The sequence below is a fragment of the Azospirillum sp. TSH64 genome (assembly GCF_003116035.1).
Taxonomy (GTDB): Bacteria; Pseudomonadota; Alphaproteobacteria; order Azospirillales; family Azospirillaceae; genus Azospirillum.
In genome coordinates this window covers 4,648,337-4,669,469 of sequence record NZ_LGQW01000015.1, presented here as the reverse complement: position 1 = coordinate 4,669,469, position 21,133 = coordinate 4,648,337, and the positions used below count along the sequence as shown (strand labels likewise).

Annotated in this window: 17 protein-coding genes; 6 read left to right on the top strand and 11 right to left on the bottom strand. The window is 63.2% G+C overall.

Annotated elements, in window-relative coordinates; genetic code table 11:
* Positions 1-115: 115 nt before the first annotated feature.
* The 7 genes from TSH64_RS22500 to TSH64_RS22470 form a co-directional block, all read right to left on the bottom strand.
* The gene (locus TSH64_RS22500; RefSeq protein WP_244592272.1) at positions 116-394 is read right to left on the bottom strand and encodes a DUF2160 domain-containing protein; all 279 of its coding nucleotides are present in this window, start codon (positions 392-394) and stop codon (positions 116-118) included.
* 13 nt (positions 395-407) lie between these two features.
* Positions 408-1,238 carry a carbohydrate ABC transporter permease gene (locus tag TSH64_RS22495; protein WP_109452950.1) on the bottom strand — a complete coding sequence of 277 codons (831 nt, stop codon included), beginning with the start codon at positions 1,236-1,238 and terminating at the stop codon, positions 408-410.
* Positions 1,239-1,273: 35 nt separating this feature from the next.
* Positions 1,274-2,149, bottom strand: coding sequence for a sugar ABC transporter permease (locus TSH64_RS22490; RefSeq protein ID WP_109448386.1), 876 nt, complete (start codon positions 2,147-2,149; stop codon positions 1,274-1,276).
* A 14-nt stretch (positions 2,150-2,163) separates the two neighbouring features.
* A complete protein-coding gene (locus TSH64_RS22485) occupies positions 2,164-3,252 on the bottom strand; it encodes an ABC transporter ATP-binding protein (RefSeq protein WP_109448384.1) in 1,089 nt (362 codons plus the stop codon).
* Positions 3,253-3,265: 13 nt separating this feature from the next.
* Positions 3,266-4,369: an ABC transporter ATP-binding protein gene (locus TSH64_RS22480; protein WP_109448382.1), complete on the bottom strand. Its 1,104-nt coding sequence runs from the start codon at positions 4,367-4,369 to the stop codon at positions 3,266-3,268.
* Positions 4,366-5,937 (bottom strand): glycerol-3-phosphate dehydrogenase, encoded by a 1,572-nt coding sequence (glpD, locus tag TSH64_RS22475; RefSeq protein WP_109448380.1) that lies wholly within the window; start codon positions 5,935-5,937, stop codon positions 4,366-4,368. Before glpD ends, TSH64_RS22480 begins: the two co-directional genes overlap by 4 nt.
* A gap of 187 nt (positions 5,938-6,124) precedes the next feature.
* Positions 6,125-8,329: a HAMP domain-containing methyl-accepting chemotaxis protein gene (locus TSH64_RS22470; RefSeq protein WP_109448378.1), complete on the bottom strand. Its 2,205-nt coding sequence runs from the start codon at positions 8,327-8,329 to the stop codon at positions 6,125-6,127.
* A gap of 334 nt (positions 8,330-8,663) precedes the next feature.
* Here TSH64_RS22470 and TSH64_RS22465 point away from each other — a divergent pair, with 334 nt between their 5' ends.
* The 6 genes from TSH64_RS22465 (at position 8,664) to uvrC (ending at position 17,703) form a co-directional block, all read left to right on the top strand.
* Positions 8,664-9,467, top strand: a complete 804-nt coding sequence (locus tag TSH64_RS22465; RefSeq protein WP_247873382.1) for a DeoR family transcriptional regulator — start codon at positions 8,664-8,666, stop codon at positions 9,465-9,467.
* A 140-nt stretch (positions 9,468-9,607) separates the two neighbouring features.
* Entirely contained in the window at positions 9,608-10,678 is a 1,071-nt protein-coding gene (locus TSH64_RS22460; protein WP_247873094.1) for a GMP reductase, read from the top strand.
* A 1,465-nt stretch (positions 10,679-12,143) separates the two neighbouring features.
* The gene (locus tag TSH64_RS22455; protein WP_348770328.1) at positions 12,144-13,715 is read left to right on the top strand and encodes a PAS domain-containing methyl-accepting chemotaxis protein; all 1,572 of its coding nucleotides are present in this window, start codon (positions 12,144-12,146) and stop codon (positions 13,713-13,715) included.
* Positions 13,716-13,743: 28 nt separating this feature from the next.
* Entirely contained in the window at positions 13,744-14,535 is a 792-nt protein-coding gene (locus TSH64_RS22450; RefSeq protein ID WP_109448372.1) for an EAL domain-containing protein, read from the top strand.
* Between the two features lie 235 nt (positions 14,536-14,770).
* On the top strand, positions 14,771-15,730 hold the full coding sequence (locus tag TSH64_RS22445) for an AraC family transcriptional regulator (RefSeq protein WP_109448370.1): 960 nt from the start codon (positions 14,771-14,773) through the stop codon (positions 15,728-15,730).
* 98 nt (positions 15,731-15,828) lie between these two features.
* Positions 15,829-17,703, top strand: coding sequence for an excinuclease ABC subunit UvrC (gene uvrC, locus TSH64_RS22440; protein ID WP_109448368.1), 1,875 nt, complete (start codon positions 15,829-15,831; stop codon positions 17,701-17,703).
* Positions 17,704-17,707: 4 nt separating this feature from the next.
* Here uvrC and TSH64_RS22435 read toward each other — a convergent pair whose 3' ends face one another.
* The 4 genes from TSH64_RS22435 to TSH64_RS22420 form a co-directional block, all read right to left on the bottom strand.
* The gene (locus TSH64_RS22435; protein ID WP_247873093.1) at positions 17,708-18,934 is read right to left on the bottom strand and encodes a hypothetical protein; all 1,227 of its coding nucleotides are present in this window, start codon (positions 18,932-18,934) and stop codon (positions 17,708-17,710) included.
* Between the two features lie 210 nt (positions 18,935-19,144).
* The gene (locus TSH64_RS22430; protein ID WP_109448366.1) at positions 19,145-19,615 is read right to left on the bottom strand and encodes a hemerythrin domain-containing protein; all 471 of its coding nucleotides are present in this window, start codon (positions 19,613-19,615) and stop codon (positions 19,145-19,147) included.
* Between the two features lie 120 nt (positions 19,616-19,735).
* Positions 19,736-19,996 (bottom strand): hypothetical protein, encoded by a 261-nt coding sequence (locus TSH64_RS22425; protein WP_109448364.1) that lies wholly within the window; start codon positions 19,994-19,996, stop codon positions 19,736-19,738.
* A 153-nt stretch (positions 19,997-20,149) separates the two neighbouring features.
* A complete protein-coding gene (locus TSH64_RS22420; protein ID WP_109448362.1) occupies positions 20,150-21,016 on the bottom strand; it encodes a universal stress protein in 867 nt (288 codons plus the stop codon).
* Positions 21,017-21,133 lie beyond the last annotated feature (117 nt).

Here is a 21,133-nt window from a genome sequence, read left to right as displayed (position 1 = left end):
TCGACTTGATGTCGGGTTGACGTTTCGTATTGCTCTTACCGGCGGAAACTGCCGCTCACCTCGTCAGATGCCGTCTTGGCGGCAGTGACGAATCCCTTGGAAACTCTGTTTTCCCTCAGCCGAAGCGGATGACCAGGGCGATCCAGACCAGCGCGACCGCAGAGGCGCCCCACAGCGACGCGTCGGTCGCGGCGAGCCAGCCCAGATGGATGAAGGCACTGCCGAGCAGGCCGATGAACAGGCGGTCGCCTCGGGTGGTGCGCATCGGCAGGAAGCCCTTGGCCTCCACCGTCGGCGACACCACCTCCCAGACCGTCATGCCGGCCAGCATCAGGGCGATGCACAGGAAGAAGATCGCGGTCGGCGTGGTCCACGCCATCCAGTCCATATCCATGACGCGATCTCCCTCAGACGCGGCCCAGGGCGAAGCCCTTGGCGATGTAGTTGCGGACGAACCAGATCACGAGCGCGCCCGGCAGGATGGTCAGCACGCCGGCGGCGGCCAGCAGACCCCAGTCCATGCCCGACGCGCTGACGGTGCGGGTCATGGTGGCGGCGATCGGCTTGGCATCGACCGAGGTCAGCGTGCGGGCCAGCAGAAGCTCGACCCAGCTGAACATGAAGCAGAAGAAGGCGGTGACGCCGACGCCGGCCCGGATCATCGGCAGGAACACCGTGCCGAAGAAGCGCGGGAAGCTGTAGCCGTCGATGTAGGCCATCTCGTCGATCTCGCGCGGCACACCCGACATGAAGCCTTCCAGGATCCAGACCGCCAGCGGTACGTTGAACAGGCAGTGGGCCAGCGCCACGGCGATGTGCGTGTCGAACAGACCGACCGTCTGGTAGAGCTGGAAGAAGGGCAGCAGGAACACGGCCGGCGGCGCCATCTTGTTGGTCAGCAACCAGAAGAAGACGTGCTTGTCGCCGATGAAGCGGTAACGCGAGAAGGCGTAGGCCGCCGGCAGCGCCACCGTCAGCGAGATGATGGTGTTCAGCGTCACATAATAGATCGAGTTGATATAGCCGCTGTACCAGCTGGGATCGGTGAAGATGATGGCGTAGTTGCGCAGCGTCGGGTTGTGCGGGTACAGCGTCAGGCCCGACAGGATCTCCTCGTTCGTCTTGAAGGACATGTTGACCATCCAGTAGATGGGCAGCATGAGGAAGACAACATAGCAGACGAGAATGATCGTCCTTTTGGATACCCGCGCGGAAGACCGGCGGATGTTGGCCGGCATCGCCAGCGAACCGGGAGCGAGAACCGCAGCCTTGCTCATTTCTTCTCTCCCTCGCCGGTGCGGGTGATGATGGTGTAGAAGATGAAGCTGAACAGCAGCACGATCAGGAAGTAGACGATGGAGAAGGCCGCAGCCTTGCCGATGTCGAACTGACCCACCGCCATCTGCGTCAGATACTGGCTGAGGAAGGTGGTGGAGTTGCCGGGACCGCCGCCGGTCAGCACGAACGGCTCGGTGTAGATCATGAAGCTGTCCATGAAGCGCAGCAGCACCGCGATGATCAGGACGCCGCGCATCTTCGGCAGCTGGATGTAGCGGAACACCGCCCATTTCGAGGCGCCGTCGATCTTGGCCGCCTGATAGAAGGCCGGCGGTATCGACTGCAGGCCGGCGTAGCACAGCAGGGCCACCAGGCTGGTCCAGTGCCAGACATCCATCACCAGCACCGTCACCCAGGCATGGGCCGAATTGTTGGTGTAGTTGTAGTCGATGCCGATGGCGCGGAAGGTGGCGCCCAGGAGGCCGATGTCGCCGCGGCCGAAGATCTGCCAGATGGTGCCGACCACGTTGAACGGGATCAGCAGCGGCAGGGCCAGCAGCACCAGCGTCAGCGACGTCTTAGCGCTGCGACCGCCGGGCATGCCGAGCGCGATCAGGATGCCCAAAGGGATCTCGATGGCCAGCACCGCCAGCGAATAGATGATCTGGCGGACCAGCGCGTCGTGCAGCCGCTCGTCCTTCAGCACCGCCTCGAACCATTCGGTGCCGACGAAGAACGTCTGGCCTGGGCCGAAGATCTCCTGCACCGAATAATTGACCACCGTCATCAGCGGGATCACCGCACTGAAGGCGACGATCAGAAAGACCGGGATGATCAGGAACCAAGCCCGGTTGTCCTGGACCTTATCCATGGCTTCGAGCCTCCTCAACCGATCAGATGGCTGTCGCGGTAGAGCTTGGTCCACCGGGTGGGGAAACGGATGGCGGCGTCCAGCGCCGGGATCTCCTGTTCCTCGCTCAGCCGAACCTTCAAGGTGTGATTGTTCAACCGCACCGTCGCCAGCTTGGAGGTGCCGAGATCGTCCACACCGGTGACCTGCACCGGGATGGCGCCGGCATTGCCGCTGCGGGTCAGCTCCAGGAATTCCGGCCGGATGCCCAGTTCGAACTTGCCGCCCACCCGGCCGCCGGCCGACGACATGGCGCGGTCGGGCAGCGGAATGGCGATGCCGTCGACCAGCGCATGGTCGCTGCCCAGCGTGCAGGGCATCAGGTTGATGCCGGGGCTGCCGATGAAATAGCCGACGAAGGTGTGCTCGGGATTCTCGAACAGCTCCTGCGGGGTGCCGAGCTGGACCATGGCGCCTTCGTACATCACCGCGACCTTGTCGGCGAAGGTCAGCGCCTCCACCTGGTCGTGGGTCACATAGATCATGGTCAGGCGGTATTCCTCATGGATCTGGCGCAGCTTGCGGCGCAGGATCCATTTGGTGTGCGGGTCGATGACGGTCAGCGGCTCGTCGAACAGGATGGCCGCCACGTCCGACCGCACCAGACCGCGGCCCATGGAAATCTTCTGCTTGGCGTCCGGCGTCAGCCGCTGGGCGCGCTTCTTCAGATCGGCGGTCAGATCCAGCGCCTCGGCCACCTGCCGCACGCGGCGGTCGACGTCCGCCGCCGGAACCTTGCGGTTGCGCAGCGGGAAGGCGAGGTTCTCGTACACCGTCATGGTGTCGTAGATGACCGGGAACTGGAACACCTGGGCGATGTTCCGCTCTTCAGGCGTGCAGCGGGTCACGTCCAGCCCGTCGAACAACACCCGCCCCTCGCTGGGCACCAGCAGGCCGGAGATGATGTTCAGCAGCGTGGACTTGCCGCAGCCGGACGGCCCCAGCAGCGCATAGGCCTTGCCGTCCTCCCACTCCTGCGACAGGCGGCGGAGCGCGTAGTCCTCGGGCTTGCTGGGGTGCGGGTGATAGGAGTGGCCGAGATTGTCGAATTGGATGGTCGCCATCGCTCCCGCCCCCTTAAGCGATGTTGCGCAGCGCGCCGCGCCGCCAGTTGGGTGCCGCCACCAGCTGCCCGGCTGCGGAGAAGACGAAGATGCGGTCGGGATCGGCATAGACCTGGATGTCGCTGCCGATCGGGTGGCTGTGCACCCCCTCCTCCCGCGCGATCAGCGTGCTGTCGCCGTGGCGCAGATGGACGAAGGTCTCCGACCCGCTGATCTCCGACAGGGCGACCTTTCCCTTGACCGGCACCAGCCGCTCGTTCCGCCGCAGCACCGTCAGGTGGTTGGCGCGGATGCCGACCTTGCAGGGACCGGCCGGCAGGTTGCGGTCGTGGGCGGACAGCGGCAGGCTTGTTCCGTCCGACAGCGCCACGCGGTCGTTGGTCAGGATCGCGTCCACCACATTCATCGGCGGGTCGCTGAACACCTGGGCGCATTCCAGCGAGGCCGGCGTGTGGAACACCTCGCCGGTCGCCCCGGTCTGCAGCATCCGCCCCTCATGCAGCACCGTGACGTTGCCGCCGAGGATCAGCGCCTCCTGCGGTTCGGTGGTGGCGTAAACAACGGTGGTCTTGCCGTCGGCGAAGATCTCGCGCAGTTCGGCGCGCAGCTCCTCGCGCAGCTTGTAGTCGAGGTTGACCAGCGGCTCGTCGAGCAGAAGCAGGCCGGCCCCCTTCACCAGGGCCCGCGCGATGGCGCAGCGCTGCTGCTGGCCGCCCGACAGTTCGGCCGGCAGCCGGTCGAGATACGGCGTGATCCGCAGCATGGCGGCGGTCCGCCGCACCTTGGCGTCGATCTCCGCCTTGTCCTTGCCCTGGCGGCGCAGCGGCGAGGCGATGTTCTCGAAGACCGTCATCGCCGGATAATTGATGAACTGCTGATAGACCATCGCCACGTCGCGATGGCGCACCGATGTGCCGGTCACGTCCTTGCCGTTCTCCAGCACGCGCCCGGCGGTCGGCGCATCCAGCCCGGCCATCAGCCGCATCAGCGTCGTCTTACCGGCCAGCGTCCGCCCCAACAGCACGTTGAAGCTGCCGGGTTGCAGCTCCAGCGACAGCGGGTGGAGATGCTGCTCGGCGCCGACGCGCTTCGCCACGCCTTCCAGTGTGAGTGTCACCGCGTTCCTCCCATCGACCGCAGGGTGGCGGTATCGCCGCCCGTACCCCTGTTGGCCGTTGCTTCGCGGCGCCGGTCGAACCAGCCGCCGATGGCCTCCCGGACATTCGCGTCCAGGTGCAGCCCAAGTTTGGAGCGCCGCCACAGGAAGTCGTCGCCGGTCATGGCGAACTCCTCCCGCGCGGCATAGTCGAGTTCGGCCTCAAAGACGCCGCCCCCGAAATCGATGCCCAGATCGTCCAGCCCCTTGGCGTCGCCCAGCAGCCGCTCGACCCGCGTGCCGTAGGCGCGCGCCAGCCGCAGGGCCAGCGCATCGGGCAGCCAGGGCCGGCTGCGCTTCAGCCCCGCCAGGAAGCCGGCGAAATCGGCGTTGGCGATGTCGCCGCCGGGAAGCGCCACGTCGGCGGTCCAGGTGATGCCGCCCTTGCCCAGCGCCTTGCCGAGCTTTTCCGTCGCCTCCTCCGCCAGCCGGCGGAAGGTGGTGATCTTGCCGCCGAAGATCGACAGCATCGGCGCGTCGCCGGCCGGCTCGTCCATCTCCAGCACATAGTCGCGGGTGACGGCCGAGGCGTTGCCGCTGGCATCGTCGAACAGCGGCCGGACGCCGCTGTAGGTCCACACCACGTCGCTCTCGCGCACCGGCTTGGCGAAGTAGCGCGACACCGCCCGGCACATGTAGGCGATTTCCTCAGGGGAGATCGCCACCAAGCCGGGGTCGCCCGAATAATCGAGGTCGGTGGTGCCGATCAGGGTGAAATCGCGCTCGTACGGGATGGCGAAGACGATGCGGCGGTCATCGTTCTGGAAGATGTAGGCATGGTCGCCGTCGAACATCTTCGGCACGACGATGTGGCTGCCCTTGACCAGACGGACCGACTTGTCGACGGTGACGCCGGTGCGCTTGGCGATCATCTCGCGCACCCAGGGGCCGGCGGCATTGACCAGCGCACGGGCACGGACGGTGCGGGTGGCTCCGGTGTAGGTGTCGACCAGCGTCGCTTCCCACAGGCCGCCCTTCCGTTCGGCCTTCTCGCAACGGGTGCGGGTCAGGATCTCCGCACCGCGGGCCCGCGCGTCCATCGCGTTCAGCACGACCAGCCGGCTGTCCTCGACCCAGCAATCGGAATATTCAAACGCCTTGGTGAAGCCGCCCGCCAGCGGCTTTCCCGCCGGCGCACTGGTCAGGTCGACGCCGTGCGAGCCCGGCAGCAGCTTGCGCTTGCCCAGATGATCGTAAAGGAACAGGCCGATGCGGACCATCCAGGCCGGGCGCATGCTGCTGTCGTGCGGCAGGACGAAGCGCAGCGGCCAGATGATGTGCGGCGCAGCGCGCAGCAGCACCTCGCGCTCCTGCAGCGCCTCGCGCACCAGACGGAATTCGTAATATTCGAGATAGCGCAGGCCGCCGTGAATCAGCTTGGTGCTGGCCGACGAGGTGGCGCCCGCAAGGTCGCCCTGTTCGCACAGCACCACCGACATCCCGCGCCCGACCGCGTCGCGGGCGATGCCCGCCCCGTTGACGCCGCCGCCGACGATCAGAAGGTCGGTAACCGCGGACTCGTTTGCCATGGGTTCCTCTCCGTACCGCGGCGGTTCCTTCTCGAACCCGGCCGCTTTCGTTTCGGAACATAGAATGTTCGTTCGCGTTTGAAAAGGAAAATGTTTGTTCAACGGACCATGTTTCTGAGGCTACGCCGGATCGAGCGTCTTTCCTATCGGAAATAAGGCTGATCCGGCTCCCCTCCCCGCACCAGGCTCACGCCGCGCGGATGCGGCCCAGCAGGCGGTCGATATCCTCGCTCAGGCTTTCGGACCGTTGCGAAAGCGCGCGGGTGGCGTCCACCACCTGGGCGGCGGCGCTGCCGGTGCGGTTCACCGCATCGTCAACCGAAACCACCGTGTCGGCGATGCTCTGCACCGCGTCGGAGGCGTGGTTGATGCTGCGCGCGATCTCGTCGGTGGCGGCGGACTGCTCCTCGACCGCGGCGGCGACCATGGCGGTGATCTCGTCGATGCGGCTGATGGTGCGGCCGATGTCGTCGATGGCCGACACCGCTCCCTGCGCCGTCGTGCGCACCGCCTGGACCTGCTGGGCGATCTCCTCCGTCGCCTTGGCGGTCTGGCCGGCAAGGCTGCGCACCTCCTCCGCCACCACGGCAAAGCCGCGCCCGGCCTCGCCCGCCCGCGCCGCCTCGATGGTGGCGTTCAGGGCCAGCAGGTTGGTCTGTCCGGCGATGGCGTTGATCATGCCGACCACGTCGCCGATCTTCTGCGCGGCGGCCGCGAGTTCAACCATCAGGTCGTTGGTGCTGCGCGCCTCCGCCACGGCACTGCGGGCGATCTGGCTGGAATCGCCGACCCGCCGCGTGATCTCGCCGATGGAGGCGGAAAGCTGGCTGGCGGTGGCGGCCACCGTCTGCACGTTCGTAGCGGTGTCGGCGACCGCCGACCGCACGTCGGTCATCCGGCGGCAGGTCTGCTCGGCGGTGGTGGACATCCCCTCCGACGCCTCGCGCATGTCGGCCGATGCGGTGCTGATGTGGCGGGACGCCTCCTTCACGCTGGCCTCGATGCTCGCGGTGATCGACTGGATGGTGCGCGACCGCTCGGCGTCGGCCGCCTGCTTCATCGCGTCCTGGTCCTCCTGCAAGCGGGCGATCTCGGCACTCTTGTCGCGGAAGACGCCGACGATCCCCGCCATCTCGGCGATCTCATCGCGCCCGCCGACCGCGGCGTCGACGGCCAGATCGCCGCCGGCCACGGCGCGCATGGCGTCGATCACCCGCATCAGCCGCCGGGTCAGCCGGTTGCGGACATAGAACCAGGCGATCAGCAGGCTCGACAGCACGACGACCGCCGCAGCCCCGCCCTGCACCGCGACCGCACCGGAAATCGCCGTTTCGGTCCGCGTCACATCGGCATCGGTGCGCTCCTGCTGGTGCGCGACCACCGCATCGATGGTGCCGTTCAGGTCGGCGGTCAGCCGCACCGTCTCGGCCAGCGCGCTTTCGATGTCGGCGGTGATGCGCGCCTGCTCGTCGCGCAGGCGGAAGACGCTGCCGGCGCCGCCGCCGAAAGCGGCGAGCCCATCGCGCGCCTTGACCAGCGACGGCCGGTCCTGGCTGTCCTTCGGCAAGGCGCCGATGGCGTTGTCGACGCGCAGCAGCGCCCAATTGTACTTCGACCGGATGTTGTTCAGCGTCGCCCCATGCGGCACGCTGGAGGCGGCGGCGATCATGCCGAAGGCAAGGTTGCCGTTGGCCTGCACGTTCATCAGCTGGGTGATGACCGGAAGCTCCTCCTGCGCCAGCCGGCGGCCCAGCCCGGTTGCGGTTTCGACCGCCTGCGCGGCGGCCAGATCGCCCACCACATTGTTGACCGACAGGGTCGACACCTCCAGCAGCGGCGCCACCAGATCGGTGAAGTCCTCGTGCGCCATCACCGCGTCGGCGACCAGCGTGTTGAGCTTCTCCTCCATCGCCAGCCGTTCGGCGGTGCGCTTGCCCAGCGTGTCGAGTGCCGCCCCCATGCGCTCCAGCAGCTTGGCGACCGCATCCGCATCCGCGGCCATGCCGCCGGCCTCCATACCGCCGGCCGGCCCGCCATGTCCTCCGCCGGACTGGCTGCGCATCGCCCCGATGCGGTCGCGCAGGGCCGCCAGCCGCCTGGTCAGGCCATCCATCCGCTCCGTCAGTTCCGCCGCATCGCGCGAGGCCGCCACCGCAGGCGCGTCGGCGGCGATCGCGGTGCTGTCCTTCGCCAGATTGAGCGAGCGGACGATGGCCGGCACGCTGCTGCGGCCGATCTGGTCCATCGACCGTCCGGTCTCGGTCAGCGACCACCATGCCATCACGCTGGCGAAGGCGGCGAGCATCGCCACCCCGCCGAAGGCCAGAAACAGCCGCCCCTGAATGCCGAGCCGAACACCCCGCCGCCCCCCGGCTGGCGTCAGTTGCGTCATATTCCTCTCCTATACGTTATCTTTATGTCGGCAGGCCGGACCGTTGAGCGTCGCGACAAGTTTGAAGGATGGCGGCGACAGCCGTCAGTCGCGGCAAACCCTGATCGGGCTGACGGCATCGGGCAGACATCGGAACCGCGTAGATCCTGTCATAGCATGCGCGTTCATTTTCGTAAAGAAACATGCTTGTGCTACGAACAATATCCGGCGTACGGTGCCGCAACTCCAGCCGGGCGCCGGAACCGTCGCCTTTTCGCTTTGACCCATCGCGCGCATCTGATTCACTCAGCGCCCCCCTTTCGAGACCGGAGACAGCCCACCGATGGATGCGCGCCTGGACGCCGAACGCCGCCAGCAGGAAATCGTGGCCCTGGTCCATGCCAAAGGCATGGTGCAGATCCAATGGCTGGCCGAACATTTCGACGTCACGCCGCAGACCATCCGCCGCGACATCGAGCATCTGGCCGGCCAGTCGGCCGTCCGGCGCTTCCGCGGCGGCGTCACCGTGCCGTCCAGCGTGGAGAACATCGCCTACTCCACGCGCCAGACCCTGATGGCGGAGGAGAAGCGCCGCATCGCCGAACTGGTCGCCCGCCATGTGCCGGAGGACGCCTCGCTGTTCCTCAACATCGGCACGACGACGGAGGCGGTCGCCCAGGCCCTGCTCGGCCACAAGCGGCTGCGGGTGCTGACCAACAACCTGAACGTCGCCACCATCCTGCACAAGAACACGAACTTCGCCCTGTCCATCGCCGGCGGCCTCGTGCGCGAGCGCGACGGCGGCATCATCGGCGAGGCGACGGTGGAGTTCATCCGCCGCTACAAGGTGGACATCGGCATCATCGGCATCAGCGGCATCGACAGCGAAGGCGACCTGCTGGATTACGACGAGCAGGAGGTCCGCGTCGCCCGCGCTATCATCGAAAGCTCGCGCCGGGTCTTCCTGGTCACCGACCACACCAAGTTCGGCCGCAACGCCATGATCCGCATGGCCGACGTCAGCGTGCTCGACGCGCTGTTCACCGACCGCCTGCCGCCGGCCGAGTTGATGGAGGTGCTGAGCAACGCCGACTGCCAGGTGCATGTCGCCGACGGCAGCGACGCGGCCAACGGCGATGGGGAGGAGGCGGAGGAGTAGGCGGATACCCCTCGTTTCGGCGAAACAGCTTCAAACGCGGCACCCCTCACCGCAGCCCCGACGCCGCTTGCCGAACCGCATCATCGCCTCCACTCTGTGGTGTTGGGCCTTGTGAAAAGCGGTTGGCCCACCGAACAGAGATGAGCAGGTGTGCGGTGATCATCGAAAGCGACCTCAAGCTCGACTTCAAGGATGTGCTGATCCGGCCGAAACGCAGCACGCTGCAGAGCCGCAACGACGTGGACGTCAACCGGACCTTCACTTTCCTGCACACCCAGCGCGACTGGACCGGCTTCCCGCTGATCGCCGCCAACATGGACGTCACCGGCAGCATGGGCATGGCCCGTGCGCTGTCGCGCTTCGGCGCGATGACCGCCCTGCACAAGCATTACAAGGCGGACGAGCTGGCCGACTTCTTCCGGGCCGAGGCTGAATCGGCCACCCTGTCCAACGTCTTCTACTCGATGGGCATTGCCGAGGCCGACCACGACAAGTTCCTGGCGGTGAAGGCCAAGGCGCCGGTGGGCAAGATCTGCCTGGACGTCGCCAACGGCTATACCGAGCGCTTCGTCGAGGTGATCTCCCGCCTGCGCCAGGAGAATCCGGAGGCCGTCATCATGGCCGGCAACGTCGTCACAGGCGACATGACGGAGGCGCTGCTGCTGGCCGGCGCCGACATCGTCAAGGTCGGCATCGGGCCGGGTTCGGTCTGCACCACCCGCAAGATGACCGGCGTCGGCTATCCCCAGCTGTCAGCCATCATCGAATGCGCCGACGCCGCCCACGGGCTGAAGGGACAGGTTTGCGGCGACGGCGGCTGCACCGTGCCGGGCGACATCTCCAAGGCTTACGGCGCCGGCGCCGACTTCGTCATGCTGGGCGGCATGCTGGCCGGCCATGACGAGTGCGAGGGCGAGATCCGCTACGAGGACCGGGACGGCAACCGGGTTCCGGTCGCCATGACCTTCTACGGCATGTCGTCGGACACCGCGATGCACAAATATTCGGGGGGCGTCGCTTCCTACCGTGCGTCGGAAGGCAAGACCGTGGATGTCCCTTATCGCGGCCCGGTGGAGAACACGATGCAGGAGATCATGGGCGGCGTGCGCAGCATGATGACCTACATCGGCGCCACCCGGCTGAAGGAAGTGCCCAAGCGCACCACCTTCGTCCGCGTCGGCGCCCAGCTGAATACCGTCTTCGGAGGCTGACCGGCCTCCGGGGGCTCGCCGCAGCGAACTTCGAGTTTGGATCGCCTGAGAATTGCACCCGGGCAGAGGCGCCGCTCGGATTGCCGAGTTCGAAGCTATGGTTCCGTACATCCTGCAACAAACGGACGGAACCATAGCTTCTGGTTTTCCCTACAAGCAGAACCTCGAATGGTTTCATTTGAGACGGCTATTGCCGGGCCTTCCAACATCCCACTTTCTCTCAACGCACGAAACACATCCGGTCAGCGCAGACATCGTACATTTGAATGATTTGCCCTGACATATCAGCAACAATGAGATCGGCAGCAATGAACGTTGCGAACACCAGATGGAGGCAGGGATGTAAATCCTCAAAAGAAACAATCGATCCTGTTCAAAAAATGGACAGGAACCCACACGGCCTTGAAAGGCCAATAACTTTGTCAGTGTATGAGTGGAAACCACATGGAATACTACATAGAGTGCGTAATTTCATCCAATGACTCAGAAGAATCTTCGGAATACTCCTTGAAGGAAATTGCCTTTTTTATAGACAGCTTCTTAAAAGGAAAAAACTACCTATACAGTATAAATGTTCGCAATATCAAATCTGGAAAGTACCTTTTTGAAAAAATTGGTCACCCAGCCAGCGAACAATAAAGTTCATTATTTGAATCCGCTATTTATATCATAAGCCGCCTCACGATTCATAGGGTGCGACAGACTGGCTTCGGGTCACCTGGAATCGGGGTCGGTTCAAAGCACGGTCTCCGGCCAGAAAATGCTCTTTGAGTGTCAATGAAGCGCACTCAAGAGCCTGTTTGAAATTTGAAGCGTAGTGGGACGGCGATGCCGCCGAGCACGACACATGCGAATCTCCCCTATCCTGAGAGCGCATATCACCGCAATCCTGCTCCCCCAATCAAAGGCCGAAGACCTCTCTTGGAAACGCACCATGCGTCGGCCCCGCCGCTGAAGATTCGCCAATCCAACCCGTCATAATTTTGAATAGTTCTTATTAACAAATTGCGAAGCACATCGGTAATAAAATAAGCGCTGTAAAAAACATAATTACGGAATTTAACTTAGTGGATAATGAAGCATACCTTCATCATATGATAGTTCTTTTGCACTATTTTAAAGCGCCCTTTTTGCCAGTGCATGAAACACATTCCTTCAGCGCGGAAACCATACATTTGGATGATTTCTGGACCAAAAGACTGGAATATCAATTTCTCGGAAGAACATACTGGCTGTGCCGATGGCGTCAGGCGGAAAGACTAAAAGACATGCAGAAAAGTCATTTCTGGTTTCTAAGAAGAATACAGGGCGGCAGTATCGGAAAATCCCACTCCCGCATCGGGATTGCACAATACAGGCCCCAACCCTGACCACCGTCTTGTTTCCGGCGGACCTGAAGCACAGTCTCAGCCGCCTTGATCGAGCATCTGCATACTCTTGATGTCACGCGGACGGACAGGGTTGAGTGAAGCAGCAAATGGCGTCCATGGACGCAGGCACAATATCCGGCAGAGAGCAAAACCAAGCCTTACCGGTCGATAAGCAAAAGGGGCCTCGCATGTTTTCTCAGTTGTCAAAGAAAAGTGACGCCGAAGCGGTTCTGGCATCACTGGATCGCTCGCAAGCCGTCATCGAATTCAATATGGACGGGACAATTCTGGCCGCCAATGGGAATTTCCTTGAAACGGTCGGCTACACCCTCGGAGAAATCAAAGGAAAACATCACAGCATGTTCGTGGAAAAAGCCTTCCGCGATAGCCCCCAATACCAGGATTTCTGGAATACGTTGAAAAATGGCCAGTTCATACGTACGCAGTTCAAACGCATCGGCAAGGACGGTCGGGAAGTCTGGCTTGAAGCGTCCTACAACCCTGTCTTGCGCAAGAACGGCACCCCCCGCAAGGTGATCAAGTATGCGACGGACGTAACCGCGCAGAAGCGGCAGTACGCCGATCTTCTTGGACAGATCAATGCGATCAGAAAATCCCAGGCCGTGATCGAATTCAATCTTGATGGAACGATCCTCACGGCCAATGAAAATTTTTTATCCACAGTTGGTTATAGTTTGCAAGAAATCGAAGGAAAGCATCACAGCATTTTCGTTGAAGATGGAAACAGAGAAAATTCAGAATACAAAGTTTTTTGGGAAAAGCTTCGCAATGGAGAGTTTCAAACAAAACAATGGAAACGGATTGGAAAAGGAAATAGAATTATCTGGCTAGAAGCCAGCTATAATCCGATTTATGACCTGAATGGCATTCCTTTCAAGGTCGTGAAGTTTGCCACCAATGTCACTGACCAAGTAAAACTTCTGACAGATCTCAACAAAATGATCGATGTGAATTTTACCGAAATCGAAGCCGCAATCTCGCAATCCGACTCTCTCGCCTTGTCCGTCGGATCGGCTGCGGGGCAAACATTCGGCAACGTTCAAACCGTCGCCGCCAGCGCCGAAGAACTGTCTGCATCGATCGGCGAAATCTCACACAGTATGGTCAAATCCCAATCCGCCACGGATCGCGCCGTGGAGCAAACCCTTTCGGCCGACACGTCGGCGCAACGCCTCGCCCAGACAGCCGACGATATGGGAAGCATCCTCGGCCTGATCCAATCGATCGCCGCGCAAATCAATCTTCTGGCCCTGAACGCCACCATAGAGGCCGCCCGCGCGGGTGAAGCCGGCAAGGGTTTTGCCGTCGTGGCCAACGAGGTGAAGAATCTGGCCGGCCAGGCAGCCAAAGCCACCGAGCAGATCGGACATGAAATCGAAAGAGTCCGATCGACGTCGCATGACGTTGTTTGCGCTCTCGACGGGGTCACAAGCGCCATCGAGGCAGTGCGCCAGAACGTATCGATCACAGCGTCCGCCGTCGAAGAGCAGACGGCCGTGACCCGCGACATGTCCTTCAACATGCAGAGCGCAGCCATCGCCGTCGAAACGATCACCGGCAACATTGCCCAGATCTCCGCCGCCATCAGTCAAAGTGCCAATGCGCTGCTGAAGACCAGGGATGCGGCGCAGATACTGGCGCGCTGAAAAACGAAGAAGTCAAGGTAGACCCTAAATGCATACCGCCATCGCCGACGCCCTGCGGGATTCCCTCGCCACCCCCAGCCAATGGCTGAGAATGGTGTTCCAACCCCAATACGCCCTGGACGACAGTCGTCGATTGATCGGTACGGAAGCTTTGGTCCGGTGGAGACATCCGCGGCTGGGAGAAGTGTCGCCAGCCGAATTCATCCCCATTGCCGAAATGACCAACCTGATCGTCGATCTGGATCGATTTGTTTACAGGCGGATTGTTGCGCTGATCCAGGCATGGCAGGCGTGCGCGCTCAATTTCCCACCGATCAGCATCAACATATCGCCCCTGTCTTTCTGTATCCCCGGTTTCATCGACGGGCTTATTCAAAGCGTCGAGGATGCAGGCATTCCCCATCATTCCTTGATAGTTGAAATTACGGAACGTGCACTTTTGGAAATCAATCCCGTGTCTTTGGCACGAATGGAGTCTATGAAACAGGCCGGAATCAAAATTTCCGTCGATGATTTTGGCATTGGATATTCGTCCTTTTCCTATGTCAAACATCGCATCCCATCGGAGATCAAAATCGACAGGAGCTTCATTTCCGGCATAGGCCGGACATATGAAGATGAAGCGATCATCCGGTCCATAGTGACACTTGGAGATTCCCTTAATCTCAAGGTAATTGCCGAGGGCATAGAAACACAATGTCAATTGGACTGGCTACGGGCATCGGGCTGCCAATTCGGTCAGGGCTATCTGCTTGCCTTTCCGCTTGAATTCGATGATTATACGAGACTTCTCTCGAATTACCACCATGCCAAGAACTGACGATACCTCACCAAGGCTATATCTTGTGTGGCTTTGAAACCAAAACCGCAACAAGATTCACAATTTCTATTTCAAAATTATATAAAAATGCTTACAATGCGGCATTCATTATCGTTAAACTTTGTATGGGTATTGCATTTTTTAACAACAGAAAAGTCAGTTTCATAATTTTTTCATCAAAGCTTTATAGATTGTATAGGCCCTTGAGTTTCGAAAGGCGCTTACGGGGAAGACAATGACCGCTGATAACTTTCGGAAGTTAACCACGAAAGGATTGAATCAAAATAAAGCAAAAGAATATTGGGCAGATCATGTTGGTAGCGCGTGCTACAATGTGCAAATTAATTATAAAAACGACGACCTGTTTGAAGCGGAAGTTGATTACAAGGGATTTAATTTTGGAACCCTGACTCATTTTCGTCTGAATGGTTCTCATGAAGTTGACCGAACTCCCTATTATATATCGAGGGATAGCTCAGAATCGATCTGCATTGCTATGATATTGGATGGCAATGCAGAAGTGTCTTGTGGTGGCCGTGACCTCACATGGAAGGGGGGAGGCATTTATTGCGGAGGGAACTCAATTCCCTATCATTTTGTTACAGACCGCGAACTGGTTTTCACTGCGATCTATTTCGACATTTCTTACATGAAATCCATCATCCCCAATCCCGACATCCTGCATCTGAAGGAAATGCCCACGGCGACCGGGTGGGGCGGGGCTTTGGCATCCATGATGAGGGAGATCACGCCACGGACCATCGACCATCTTGCCCTCCCTCCCAGCACCGTTGCGGATCATGTCCTCGGACTGCTGGCCCTGTCGATCGGTCCCGAAATCGATCACCTGACCAGCAGTCAACGATCGTTGCGTGAAAGGCTTCGCCAGGATATGCGCGACCGCCTGTTCGATCCGTCATTGAACCCGACAAGCTTTGCCGCCGAGCATGGAATTTCCGTCCGAACCCTCCATGCGGTGTTCACCGTTTCAGGCAACAGCTTCATGCGGGAGTTGCTCGGCATGCGCCTTGCCCGGGCCCGTTCGTTCCTGGAGGACCGCAGATATGACGCCAAGACGGTTGCGGAGATCGCTCTCCTTGTCGGCTTCGTGAATGCCGACCATTTCACCGCCCGATTCCGCAAGGCCTTCGGAATGCCTCCGACCGAATGGCGCAAAAGAAGCACCGGAGCATGAGGCCACGGCAGCCTCGTCCGACTCTTGTCTCTTGGTCCCGTTCCGTTCTACTGATTGAGTGAGCGGCGAATCGGAGCTTTGCGGGAACGAGGGAGCTTATGCACGGGGTGCCCGGCAGCGGAGCGGACGTGATCCGCGCCCAGTTGCCGACCCTTCCGGACACGCCCGGCGTCTATCGGATGCTGGCGGCCGACGGGTCGGTCCTTTATGTCGGCAAGGCCAAGAACCTGAAGCGGCGGGTGGCCAGCTACACCCGGACCGACGGGCTGCCCGGCCGCACTCGGCGGATGGTGTCGCTGACCCGCTCAATGGAGTTCGTCACCACCCACACCGAGGCCGAGGCGCTCCTGCTGGAAGCGAACCTGATCCGCAGCCTGCTGCCGCCCTTCAACATCCTGGTGAAGGACGACCGCTCCTTCTCCTACATCGTCATTGGAAAAGGACACGACTTCCCTCGCCTGATGCATCACCGCGGCAGCGCCGAGCGGCGCGGCAGCTCGGGAAAGGGCAACCGCCGCGAGTCCGACCTGTTCGGCCCCTACGCCTCGCCGCATCTGGTCGGCATGACCATCGCCGCCCTGCAACGCGCCTTTCTGCTGCGCACCTGCGACGACGGGGTGTTCGCCTCGCGCACCCGGCCCTGCCTGCAACACCAGATCAAGCGCTGCTCCGCCCCCTGCGTCGGCCGCGTCGACGAAGAGGACTACGCCGCCCAGGTCCAGGGCGTGCGCGACGTGCTGTCCGGTCGCAGCGCGGAGGTGCAGGCGGAGTTCGCCCGCCACATGCTCGACAGTTCCGACCGGCTGGAATATGAGGACGCCGCCCGCTGGCGCGACCGCATCCGCGCCCTGACCGCACTGCAAAGCCGCCAGGACATCAATCTGGAGGACACGCTGGGCGATGCCGACGTGCTGGCCCTGCACCGGGACGGCGGTGCGGCCTGCGTCCAGGTCTTCTTCTTCCGCGGCGGCCGCAACCAGGGCACCCGCGCCTTCTTCCCCCGCGTGGATGCCGAGGAGGAGCCGGGCGACATTCTGGCCGCCTTCGCCGCCCAGCTCTATGCCGACACCCCGCCGCCGGGCCTGCTGCTGCTGAGCGACCCGGTCGAGTCAGCGGAACTGCTCGAGGAAGCGCTGAGCCTGTCCGCCGGGCGCCACGTCGCCGTCGAATGTCCGAAACGCGGACCCAAGCGCCGCGCGGTCGAACATGCGCAGACCAACGCCCGTGACGCGCTGGGCCGCCGGCTGGCAGAGCGCTCCACCCAGGCGACGCTGCTGGAGGGGGTGGCGCGCGTCTTCGGCCTGCCCGACGCGCCGCGCCGGGTCGAAATCTACGACACCTCGCACATCCAGGGATCCTTCCCGGTCGGCGCCATGGTGGTGGCCGGGCCGGAGGGGTTCCAGCGCAATGCCTACCGCCGTTTCTACATCCGTGATCCCGAGGCCGCCGGCAACGATTACGCCATGCTGCGCGAGACCTTCACCCGCCGCTTCCACCGCAGCAACGAGGCTGGCCGGGATTCCGGACAATGGCCCGACCTCGTCCTGATCGACGGCGGGTTGGGGCAGTTGAATGCGGTGAAGGACGAGCTGGCGATGCTTCAGATCACCGACATCCCGCTTGTCGCCATCGCCAAGGGACCGGACCGCAACGCCGGACGGGAGCGCTTCTTCCGCCCCGGCCTGCCGCCGCTGACCCTGGAGCCCAACGATCCGGTGCTGCATTTCCTGCAAAGGCTGCGCGACGAAGCCCACCGCACCGCCATCGACAGCCACCGCGCCCGCCGCATGAAGGCGATCTCGCACAGCCGGATCGACGGCATCCCCGGCATCGGCCCGGCCCGCAAGAAGGCCCTGCTGCATCATTTCGGCAGCGCCACCGCCGTCGCGTCCGCCGGACTGAAGGATCTGGAGGCCGCCCCCGGCATCAGCGAGACCATCGCGCGGAAGCTCTACGAGCATTTCCACGGATAGGCGGTTACGGCACCGCTTTCCCCGTGAAGGGATTCCAGCCCAGCGCCGCCAGCGCCGCCCAGGCGGTGGCACCCAGATGGGGTCGGCGGTAGTAGAGGAAATCGTCGGTCTTGCTGTCCGGCCCGATGGCGAGCCCGGTGGTCAGCACCTGCGGCCGGGTGGCGTAGAGATAGCCGCCGGGGCTGACTTCCTTCAGAATCTCGCCGAACAGCCGGTCGGCATCGCCGCGGCGGCCGACGCTGCGGTAGGCGAGTGCCGCCTGCGCCGTGCCCTCCACCCACATGCCGTCGCGGTCGTCGTTGAAGTCGAACCCGCCGTCGGCGCCATGGGCGCGCTCCGCATAGGCGAGTGCCGCCCGCCATGCCTCCGGCGCCTTCGGCAGCAGCAGCGGCCAGAGCTGCGCATCGAGGCCGGAGGTCGAGGTGCTGATCGTCACGCCGTCCGGCGCGGTGCCGATGGGGAAATGGTCGCCGCCCGCCGTCCACAGCGTGTCGAGGAAGGCGCGCGCCTCGCGCTCCGGCCCGGCGAAATCGTCGCCCGAACTGTCTCCGGAGCCCTTGCCGGAACTCTTGCCGAGCCAAGCGAACAGCGCGACCAGATCGGTGTTGTGCTCCGTCGATTTCCAGGTCAGCGGCTGCGGCGCGTCGTCGAAGCCTTGGACGCCGCCGTTGAAGCCGCCGGGACCGCGCGGGTCGCGGGTGTGCTCGACCACCCAGCGCGCCAGCTCGACCGCACCGTCGCGGAAGCGCTGTTCGCCGGTGGCGTCGCCCAGAGTCAGCAGGGCAAGACCGGCCCAGGCAACATTCCCCGTGGCGGTGCCGACCTGATAGGGGTCCTCGCCCCAATGATTGCCGACGGCATCCCACCAGCCGTTGGGCGGAATCGGCCGCTGCTTCTGCGCGCCAGCCCGATAGGTGTTGCGCAGCCGCCCCTTCCAGCCGGCACGGTCGAGCGACACGGCGTCGAGCAGCGCCTCGCCGATGCGCAGGGCTTTGTCGCGCTGGCCGCAAGCGGTCAGCGCCATGATCGCCAGCGCATTGTCGTAGGTGAAGGCCGCATTGGAGAGTGCCGGCTCCGAGGTCGGGCCGGGCGCATAGGAATTGTCGTAGCTGCGCAGGAACAGCGGCCCGCGCCCGGACACCTCGTCGACGCGCGCCGCCAGCGTGCCACAGGTCTTCTGCGCCAACTCCTTCGCCGGCGGGACCGGTGCAGCCGACGCCGAACCGCACATCAGGGCGTAAACTCCAAGGAAGACCGCCGCGACGGTGGCGCGGCCGAACCGCTCTCCTCGCCGTGGGAGCATTCGCAAGAGGCTGACACGCTTGGACATCGACACCGCCGGCCAAATCAAAGAAGCCCCTGATATGGCCCCTTTGCCGGCCGACGGCAACCAAACGGACTCCGCCCCCTCCCCCGGTGGGAGAGGGCGGAGCCAACCGGCTTACAGCGGCGCCAGACCGGCCATGATGTGGGTCTTGCGCTCGGCATAGGCGCTGCCCAGCTCGGCGGCGCGGTCGTCGTCCAGAGCGTCCTTGGCCTCCTCGAACAGCTCCTCCTCCTCCTCGTCCAGGTGGTGGCGGACCAGTTCGCCCAGCACCTGGAGCTTTTCCTTCCAGCCGCTGTCGGTGGTCTTCATCGCGTTCAGCTCATCCAGCAGGCCGTTGATGAGGTGATGCTCGTTCAGCCCCTCGACGGTTTCCGACTTCGCTTCCTTCACCTTCTTGAGGGAGGCGTAGAAGACGCCCTCCTCCACCTTCGAATGGGCCCACAGCTCGCGCTGCAGTTCCTCGAACACGGCACGGCCGCTGCCGTTGGCCTTCTCGGTCTTGTCCAAAAGGCTGCGGATGGTGTCGTGGTCGGTCTTGATGCGGGCGAAGATGTCGGCCTGGGTACCGGTGGTCTTGCTGGCCATCGTCGGGGTCCTTGGCAATTGAGGGCAATCGTTCTGGGAACAAGGTGAACGGTTGCCAATAGAACCCCGTCGCGGCCGGACTGTTCCCGGCCGCGTCCCTTTCGCCATCGCCTTACACCTTTACCCGCGCGGGTGCGTTTCCACGAATTCGCGCAGAGTGTGCATCAGATCCACCGCATGGCCGACCTGCCCATGGGCGCAGGCCTCCGCGATGTCGTCGGCGATGATGCGGGCGATGCGGTCGGCCCCGCCCGGGCAATGGGCAAGGCAATGGCCCATCTCCACGGCGACCATCTCCGGAACATGTTCGTGTTCGGCAATCGCGTCGATCTCGGCTTCGGTGAGATCGCTCAGCGCGATGCAGTCCTTGATCGTCAACATGGCGCGTTCCTCCCGGGAACGGCCGGACTGCCCTGCTGGCAGGGTCGGAAAACGGTCCTGCTTGACACGGCATCCCTGCAAATGCCGGAGCCGCACGGGCCCCCGCCAACTGTGGGCGACGGGGAAAACCGCGCGGCCGAAGACCGGCAAAAATCAGTGAGCCATCAGAACCGGCAGCCCGGCGTGGTTCAGCACGTAGCGCGTGACACCGCCCAGGATCATTTCCCGCATCCGGCTGTGGCCGTAGCCGCCCATGACAAGCAGGTCGGCGCCCAGCTCAACGGCTTTCTTGGTGACCGTCTCCCCAACGGGTTCCGATCCCGGATGCAATACAGTTAACTCCGGGTTAACTCCTTGCCAAGCGAGATATTGGGCAATGCGACGTCCTGTCGCGCCTTCCGTCACTGAAGTTTCGGCGGTCAGCACATGGGTGCGGTCGGCGCTGCGCAGGAAGGGCAGAGCCGCGGCGACGGCGCGCGTCGCCTCCGTCTTGCCGTTCCAGGCGACGGCGACGGTGTGGCCGATCTCCGCCGGCAGGTTTTTCGGCACCAGCAGCACCGGCCGGGCGGAGCCCAGCAGCGCCGTCTCCATGGTGGTGTAGCCCTGCGTGTCGGCCTCGATGGAGGTGTGGGCGCAGACGATCAGATCGGACAGGCGGCCTTCCGCCGGCACGACGTCCTCGATCCGGCCGATCACCTCGCGCCAGGAGGCGGACGGCGCCTCGACCCCGCCGGGGACGTCGCGAATCTCGAACCCGGCTTCGGCGACCGCGCTGTCGAAATGGCGGCGGGCGGCGGCGCGATGGTTGTTCGACTCCGTCTCCGCCGCGCGCATAATCTCGTCCACCATGGCGCCGGACATGCCCTCGCCCAGCATCGGCACGGCGTCGCGCGGGTCGAGGCGGACGAACAGGCCGACGAGGTGGGCGTCGAAGTCCCGCGCCACCGCCACCGCGCCCTTCAGGGCGACCGGATCGTTGTCACTGCCGCACAGCGGCACAAGGATGGTCTTGTAGGTCATGGACTCCTCCCGGACCGGTTCGAGCGGCCCTTCCCGGACGGCGGCGGCCCACCCGCCGGTGTGGCGGGCAATTCTCGCCCTTGCCGTCATTTGCCCCGTCGTCGCTGCGGTCCGCGG

Coding starts and splice junctions, on each gene's coding strand:
- TSH64_RS22420 (WP_109448362.1), bottom strand. CDS start 21,016: ATGACCTACAAGACCATCCTTGTGCCGCTGTGCGGCAGTGACAACGAT.
- TSH64_RS22495 (WP_109452950.1), bottom strand. CDS start 1,238: ATGCCGGCCAACATCCGCCGGTCTTCCGCGCGGGTATCCAAAAGGACG.
- TSH64_RS22430 (WP_109448366.1), bottom strand. CDS start 19,615: ATGGCCAGCAAGACCACCGGTACCCAGGCCGACATCTTCGCCCGCATC.
- TSH64_RS22470 (WP_109448378.1), bottom strand. CDS start 8,329: ATGACGCAACTGACGCCAGCCGGGGGGCGGCGGGGTGTTCGGCTCGGC.
- TSH64_RS22425 (WP_109448364.1), bottom strand. CDS start 19,996: ATGTTGACGATCAAGGACTGCATCGCGCTGAGCGATCTCACCGAAGCC.
- TSH64_RS22490 (WP_109448386.1), bottom strand. CDS start 2,149: ATGGATAAGGTCCAGGACAACCGGGCTTGGTTCCTGATCATCCCGGTC.
- TSH64_RS22445 (WP_109448370.1), top strand. CDS start 14,771: ATGACCGCTGATAACTTTCGGAAGTTAACCACGAAAGGATTGAATCAA.
- glpD (WP_109448380.1), bottom strand. CDS start 5,937: ATGGCAAACGAGTCCGCGGTTACCGACCTTCTGATCGTCGGCGGCGGC.
- TSH64_RS22500 (WP_244592272.1), bottom strand. CDS start 394: ATGGATATGGACTGGATGGCGTGGACCACGCCGACCGCGATCTTCTTC.
- TSH64_RS22450 (WP_109448372.1), top strand. CDS start 13,744: ATGCATACCGCCATCGCCGACGCCCTGCGGGATTCCCTCGCCACCCCC.
- TSH64_RS22435 (WP_247873093.1), bottom strand. CDS start 18,934: ATGTGCGGTTCGGCGTCGGCTGCACCGGTCCCGCCGGCGAAGGAGTTG.
- uvrC (WP_109448368.1), top strand. CDS start 15,829: ATGCACGGGGTGCCCGGCAGCGGAGCGGACGTGATCCGCGCCCAGTTG.
- TSH64_RS22485 (WP_109448384.1), bottom strand. CDS start 3,252: ATGGCGACCATCCAATTCGACAATCTCGGCCACTCCTATCACCCGCAC.
- TSH64_RS22460 (WP_247873094.1), top strand. CDS start 9,608: ATGAGCAGGTGTGCGGTGATCATCGAAAGCGACCTCAAGCTCGACTTC.